The following is a 7,320-nucleotide window of genomic DNA, read 5'->3' on the forward strand; positions in this document are numbered from 1 at the left end:
CTTTACGGGGTCACTTCATTTTGCGGCTTTTTTAATTTTTACTATTTAGACGTAGATAGCAATCTATCTGTGCATCTGCCTGTCTAAAATGGCAACTCAACCTGCATCATTAGGTCGGCGTCACGTGAGTCGTGCCAACGATAATCAAAGCGCATACGCGGCTGCCCTTCGACTTTCTCGCCAAAACCGATGCTGAGTTGAAGACCATGATTCATCAACCACTCCTCTGTAGACATATCATACTCCTCGTCTTCAAGGTCTTCTGGAAACCACATACCCAAGCCAACATAGTTTGACTCAATGCTTTGTGTCAGCAATGGCGAGTCTTTACTTTGAAGTACCCAATCAGACCAATAGTCCGGTGTGCTTTCAGGTTCATCATCGCTCAGCCCACTGATTTCCATCATACGTTGGCCAAAAGACTCAATGCTGGTCGAGAAATCTAGACAATTGTCATCTTCATCAGAAGTCAGCATGATTGAATCTAAGCTAAAAAAATCACACTCAGCATACGCAGGCATACTACATGCTGCCATGATCAACGTCGCTGATATCGCGCTCTTTAGCATAGTCCTCTGACCTCTTGATTAGTGAACTTACATTATCTGATACAGTCCACTATCTTGCAACATCTTTGTAACTGACTTTGTACTCAGTTTTGCAACATCGCTTCCACTTATCAGTGCATTACGTATGTCTGTGCTGCGAATTTTCACTTTTTCAGGGCAAGCCATTACAGACCACTGCTCGGTAATCTCATCTGATTTATAGAAAGATGAGAACTTAAAGAAGTTATCTGGGCCAATAACAAACGTCAGTTCAGCGTCACGATGTAACTTTTGAAGTTCACTGAGCACTGCATAAGTCGTGACGCTTTCACCTGGGGTAAATAGGCTCTTTTCGATCAAAGAAAGCTCCACTTGATCCAGTGAAAGATCGCTAATAAATGCGTTAACTAACTGACATCTCATATCAAAGTCTAGCATCTCTTTTCCCCAAGCATGGGCAATACTTGGAACGAGTAGAATTTTGTCAAAGTGAGCCAACGAATCAATCACACTTTTGTGCCCTAAGCTCGGTGGATTAAACGCACTACCGAAAATGGCTATTTTTTCCATTGTTTATTACTGCCTTCTCTTTCTAAGCTTGTGCAAAGAGGTTTTTAAATCGGATGATTTAGGTATGATAACACTAGATTTTTAATTTGCTTGCAGGAAAGGAATACGAATGGAACAGTTAATTCGTGACGAAATGCGCGTACTACCTTCAATTGACCCTCACTTCGAAGTGACTCGTCGTGTGGACTTTATTAAAACGAAACTTCAGCAGTCAGGCTGCAAGTCTCTGATCCTTGGTATCAGTGGCGGTGTGGATTCGACAACTTGTGGCCGTTTAGCACAAATGGCCGTTGATAGCCTAAATGAAAACGCTGGTAGCAACGACTACCAATTCATCGCGGTTCGCCTGCCTTACGGTGAACAAAAAGATGAAGACGAAGCGCAACTTGCGCTGTCTTTCATTCAGCCTTCTCAATCTGTTTCTGTAAACATTAAAGCGGGTGTTGATGGGCTTCACGCTGCATCTCACATTGCTCTAGAGGGCACAGGCCTACTACCAACAGATTCAGCAAAAATCGACTTTGTGAAAGGCAATGTGAAAGCTCGAGCTCGCATGATCGCACAATACGAAATTGCAGGTTACGTTGGCGGTCTTGTCATCGGTACTGACCACTCAGCTGAAAATATCACTGGCTTCTACACCAAGCACGGTGACGGCGCATGTGATTTAGCGCCTTTGTTTGGCCTGAACAAGCGTCAAGTTCGTGAACTTGCAGCAACGCTAGGTGCGCCAGAGCTATTGGTTAAGAAAGTGCCTACTGCCGACCTAGAAGAGCTTGATCCACAGAAAGCCGACGAAGCAGCATTGAACCTTTCTTACGACCAAATCGATGATTTCCTTGAAGGTAAAGAAGTCCCTCAAGACGTGTCAGACCGCTTAGTAGGCATCTACAAAGCAACACAGCACAAGCGTCAACCGATCCCAACGATCTACGATTAATTGTTTGAATTAATCTTAGAATCAAAAAGGCCGGAAGTTCATTTCAGTGAACTTCCGGCCTTTTCTATTCAATGTGCTTTTCTTTCTGGCCTTCCGACCTACCGAGTTAGTCTACAACTTCGATATCAGTTTGAGGCACACTGCAACACGCCAGTATTTGCCCCATGTTGCGTTCATGCTCTTGCAACGCCGGTACATCAGGTTGATGAACTTGCCCAGACTCAAGGGTCACTTTACAAGCACCACAGAAACCCGCGCGACAGCTTGATGCGATAGACACACCTGCCGACTCAGCTTGCTCTAGTAGTGTTGATTGGTTGTTGCCTTCGAACAGGTAGCCGTTAACGCTCAACTGCAGTTGCTTCACCGCTTCTTCCGTTGATTGAGCAACACCAAACGCTTCTTGATGATAATGCTGAGGATTCAGCCCCATTTGAATCAGCAATTTCTTGGCATTATCCATAAAGCCGTCAGGGCCACACACGAATGCTTGGCGCTTATGAAGGTCCTCAATTTTGGCGACATGAGACACACTCAAACGACCTGACAAACCATCCCACTCTTTCGTTGGTTGGCTTAGTGAATAAATCACACTTAGACCAGCATGTTCGCGAGCGATCTTATCAATCTCAGCTTGATAAGGGATATCTTCTTCACTGCTGCATTGGTGATAGAACACCACATCATCAATCTGACCATGGTCGGCTAAGTAACGAAGCATCGACAACATAGGGGTGATGCCGCTTCCCGCTGATAACAGCAGTAATGGATGTGTTGGGTTATCTTCTAAGTAGAATGCGCCATCTGGATTCTGAGCAACTAGCGTGTCACCGACTTGGAAGTGATCATTGAGCCAGTTTGAGATTTGACCATCGTCCACTCGCTTCACGGAAATCGCCAAACGACCTGCGCGTGAAGGGCTAGAAGATAACGTGTAACGACGAGACACTTTCTCGCCATTAATCACCATTTCAATCGGTAGATGCTGCCCCGGCTGATAGCTTGGTAATAAATTGTTCTCTTTCGCTGGCTCTAGCCAAAAGGTTGTGAAGTCGCGAGCGATCTCTTCACGCTCGACGCAAGTTAAGTGCAGTGACTCGACCCAAGAGTCTTCGTAATGTTCTTTCTCTTTGGTTTCAAGTACCTCAACAACGTCACCCGCTTTCACCAGACCTTCATTTTTCGCCACAAGGTTCTGACCAAAGAAAACGCCACCACGTTCATTGGCTCTGAACGTAGAAAAGGTATTGAGTGGCTCTTTTGTTGCTCTGAATTCGCCGCTCTCAACATCGACTGTCGTTAGGATACAGCGCTCACAAGGCTTCACCGCTTCGAATTCAACCTCACCAATTCGAATGCGCTTCCAACCATCTTCAGCAAACGCTTCAGTGTTTGAGACGACAAAATTGGTGCGGAACTGATCCATTGAATGGGTTTCAGGGCTGCGGCGATTGAGTTCATCAAGAGAGGCTTGGCTGATCACTAACATTGGGTAACCGTCAGCAAAACTCACATTGTGACCGAGCTTTTCACGAACACGATTCGATTGCTCACCACAGAACAGTAGCTCAACGCGCACGCCCAACACATCACTGAACCAATCATCGGCTTCATCACATGTCGTGTATGCCGTGAAGCTGTCTTTCCACACCGTTGCTGGCGCTTCTTGCATCTTGAAGCTCGCATACTTTAAGCGCAGCGGTTCTTTAGCTTCATAAGTGAAGATCAAACCATCTGGTTGCAAGCTAGAAGATACCTTGACCATTTTAGGGTACTTACGTGCCGTCACCATTGAGCCGTCAGCCAAGGCCAACATAAAACGTCTGTCGAAGGTAAGGCCCTGTTTTTCGACCCAAGCAGAAGAGAGTGCAATCCCACCTACTGATTTAACCGGAAACACATTAATTTGAGATAAGGAGGGCTGTTGACCTGAAAGCTCTTGCTCCAAAGCCTTTTGATCCAAAGGTGACTGCGACATAACGATTCCAATGTTTTGTTGTTTGTCCCAATGCTAACAAATGGTTATAAATAGATAAACTGGCAGGCATTAAACACTTAATACTAAGTAGGCATGATTAAACTAATAGAATGGCATTATGTTCCGGCAAACCTAAAACTCTTGAAACTAACGATGATGCTTTACACACTAAAAGTAACCCGAATTTATTCACGCTATTTTTAAGTAGATCAGCAATATGCTGCACCTTGTTTCGACAATTGACTCAATGAGCCAGGTTTGCCTAAGTGATAGCCCTGAAAATAATCTATGCCCTGCGATTGTGCAAAACGTAAATCTTCATGGTTTTCTATACCTTCAGATAACAATTCAATCTGATACTTCCGAGCTAAAAATCTAAGACGCTCCCAAAAGGTCGAATTATCACTCCGGTTTCTCATTAACGACCGATCTATTTTCACTATGTTCGGTTTAACAACCCTAATCAGTGCTTCACCAGTGTTATAACCACTGCCATAGTCATCTATCGCGATTTTAATTCCAAGACCACGACATACTCCAAACTGGGACATCATCCTTTTCTCGTCAATGCCAACCGGGTATTGTTCATTCTCAGTAAGCTCAATCCATAAGGTTATACCCAACTTATTACATGCTTGCCAAATTGGGGAAATATCACGTAGAAAAGTGAAACTTAAAACGTGATCAGGGGAGATATTAATAGTCAGAAAATCAATCATTTTCTTCTGAGACAATAATTCCTCGGACACTCTTAACAAGAATATTTGAGTAAACCATGCAATCTTCTTAGAGTCTAACAGACAGCGAATTGACGATTCAACATCGTGCCCTTTTTCCCAACGTAACAAAACCTCAGCACCGACAGTTCCATTGCCATTAGTTATCGGTTGAAAAACAGGATAAAACAATCCCTGATTAACATCGTCAATAAGTGCTTCGGCTTGTAAATTTTCAGACAACATATTCGTATTCATAAACAAACCTCTTTTTGTGATTAATCCATACTACAGATCAATAACTAGCAAGGATTAGCATGAACAAATCATATGTAGCTTTACATGCCTACTTCTTAACCGTGAAGACAAACTGCATAAGTAGTTAAACGAACTCCTGTACAAATACACAATGCCGTTTCAAAACGGTAATCTCGAGTCTGTTACATTTAGATAGGTTATTAAAAACGCCATAAACCATCATAGATGACTATACTTCAATTAGATCAAATTACGCTTAGGGATAATGTATGTTTGGTGACTATTTAAAGGAATTGAGAGTCTCACTAGGTCTTACTCAGAGTGAGCTTGCTGTTAAGTTAAACCTTGCAAATGAAGAGTTTCGCTCTGTAGACGTGGTAACTCTCAGTCGTTGGGAACGAGGAAAAACCAAACCAACACTTGCAAAATGCCTAAGAATCTTGCGTTGTTTACAGGTTGACCTGAGTGACTTTTATGAATTAATACCTAATCCAAACGAAACAAAGCTACTAGACGAGGTTGAACAACTTCGTTTTAATAACAGGGTAACGAAGCTTTCATCATTAAGTTATGAAGAGCCACAAGAGCCACAATCAACTTTAATTACTGAGATGCCACTTCTTTTGAAAGATGATGACAAGATACTATCTAGCCTTAAAATCTTTTACGAAACAGCCATCCATACACCGAAGGGTTTTTTCGACATTAATCTATATGACTACCAACAAAACAAACGAGCTATTTTAAAAAGATTTATAACAGAAAGCGGGCAGTTGGTAGGTCACTCAATTAGTTTTATATTCGAAAGTGACTATTTTGACAAAGTTACTCATTCAAAAATCATTGATATCGACCTGACAAAATCTGTCAGTTATAAAAATTCGACTAAGTTATCGGTTTGTAATTATAATCGTTACTCTTCTAATTTACAGATATTTCGATGTATGTTAGTTTCTCAATTTATAAACCTAATTCACTATTCAAATGTTCAACGTTATTATTTCTTTAGTGCATGGCCTGAAATCGGACAAATTTTAGAGCAACTTGGATTTAAGAAAATAGCATTTGATATTGAGTCAGAAAAAGGAGGTTTTAAATTAGGCAACCGCTCATTCGAACATTGCTTATACGAAATTGATACAGCGACACTTCTTTCTCAACCCGAAATAATAACCCTCATAAAAACAACCCAGTGGGATAACCAATACTCAATCAAAAATCATTAGGCATAGCCAAACAGACTTTAAATTAAGATGCCTACCATCTTAAGTTTCTACACATAATAATACTTCGCCTTATGCAAAAGATTGGAGAAAACTACTGTGTTTGGCGAATACTTAAAAAAATATCGAATCGCGAATGAACTAACACAAAGTCAAGCAGCTACAAAGCTCAACTTACTCGGAGGAGATCTATCGAACATTGATACCGTTACACTTAGTCGATGGGAAAGAGGAACAACTAAACCAACTCTTAGCCGTAGTATTCGTGTTTTGCGAGAATTTACCAACGATCTTGAGCCTTATCTATCTAAAGTTAGTCATTTACAACATCAAGACCCTAGTTCTAAAAATAGAGTTGATCAATTCAATACTCTGATGGAAGAGAAATACCGTAGTTTAAATAACTTGATCGCCAGAGCAAATTATCAGTCAACATCGATGATCGAACACAATCCTGTTTGTGAATATCCGATTGGAAATTCTAATGATAGTGAGATTGTAAATTCTGTACTTGTTTTTCATGAGAAAACCTCTGATGAGAATATTAAGCATGGACTCTATAAAATCGATTTTTTAAAATATTGCAATGAAAAACGTTTCATTGCCTATAAATATGTCGACAGCGTCACAGGGGAGCTATTAGGACATAACATAGGCACTATATTCACGACTGAAGGTATGATCTCCGAAATTGAAACACTTTCTCAAAAGTCGATTGATGAAATAGATTTAAGAAAAACCGTTCCTTATAATAAAAGACGAAAATTAGCTTATTTTGCGGTGAGCCATCATTCGCTGTACGAGCGACCTTTTCGTCTACAATTAAATAGAGAATTCAGGTTTCTAGCAAAACACGCTAACATTACCGACTACTACACAACAGTTGCTATAAAGAGCTCAGCAGAAGTACTCGAAAAAATGGGATTTTCTGTTGTTTCGTACGAGAAAAAATCAACCAACGGTGCAATCAAAATTGGTAAACACTATTATTCTAAAGCTTTAATGCACATAAAAACAAGCCAGCTATTTACTCAACCCGAGTTCTTGAACTTGCTTACAGGCTGTCAAACCAGGGCAAGATCATGAA

The 7,320-nt window shown here is 41.2% G+C and carries 7 protein-coding genes; 3 read left to right on the top strand and 4 right to left on the bottom strand.

Going from position 1 to position 7,320, the window contains the following annotated elements:
- Window positions 1-83: 83 nt before the first annotated feature.
- The gene (locus AB4274_RS16630) at window positions 84-569 is read right to left on the bottom strand and encodes a hypothetical protein (protein WP_372112659.1); all 486 of its coding nucleotides are present in this window, start codon (window positions 567-569) and stop codon (window positions 84-86) included.
- Between the two features lie 27 nt (window positions 570-596).
- A complete protein-coding gene (locus AB4274_RS16635; protein WP_017067959.1) occupies window positions 597-1,118 on the bottom strand; it encodes a nicotinate-nicotinamide nucleotide adenylyltransferase in 522 nt (173 codons plus the stop codon).
- Between the two features lie 109 nt (window positions 1,119-1,227).
- Here AB4274_RS16635 and nadE point away from each other — a divergent pair, with 109 nt between their 5' ends.
- Window positions 1,228-2,058, top strand: coding sequence for an ammonia-dependent NAD(+) synthetase (gene nadE / locus AB4274_RS16640; protein WP_102393916.1), 831 nt, complete (start codon window positions 1,228-1,230; stop codon window positions 2,056-2,058).
- Window positions 2,059-2,164: 106 nt separating this feature from the next.
- Here nadE and AB4274_RS16645 read toward each other — a convergent pair whose 3' ends face one another.
- Window positions 2,165-4,036, bottom strand: a complete 1,872-nt coding sequence (locus tag AB4274_RS16645; protein ID WP_372112661.1) for an MOSC N-terminal beta barrel domain-containing protein — start codon at window positions 4,034-4,036, stop codon at window positions 2,165-2,167.
- Between the two features lie 209 nt (window positions 4,037-4,245).
- A complete protein-coding gene (locus AB4274_RS16650; RefSeq protein WP_017062770.1) occupies window positions 4,246-5,010 on the bottom strand; it encodes an EAL domain-containing protein in 765 nt (254 codons plus the stop codon).
- A 269-nt stretch (window positions 5,011-5,279) separates the two neighbouring features.
- On the opposite strand from AB4274_RS16650, the gene AB4274_RS16655 reads away from it, so the two are divergent.
- Together AB4274_RS16655 and AB4274_RS16660 are read left to right on the top strand one after the other, a co-directional pair.
- Window positions 5,280-6,236, top strand: coding sequence for a helix-turn-helix domain-containing protein (locus tag AB4274_RS16655; protein ID WP_372112663.1), 957 nt, complete (start codon window positions 5,280-5,282; stop codon window positions 6,234-6,236).
- Between the two features lie 96 nt (window positions 6,237-6,332).
- Window positions 6,333-7,319, top strand: coding sequence for a helix-turn-helix domain-containing protein (locus AB4274_RS16660; protein ID WP_372112664.1), 987 nt, complete (start codon window positions 6,333-6,335; stop codon window positions 7,317-7,319).
- Window position 7,320: the final 1 nt, after the last annotated feature.

The organism is Vibrio sp. 10N.261.55.A10, assembly GCF_041470825.1.
GTDB lineage: Bacteria > Pseudomonadota > Gammaproteobacteria > Enterobacterales > Vibrionaceae > Vibrio > Vibrio crassostreae_C.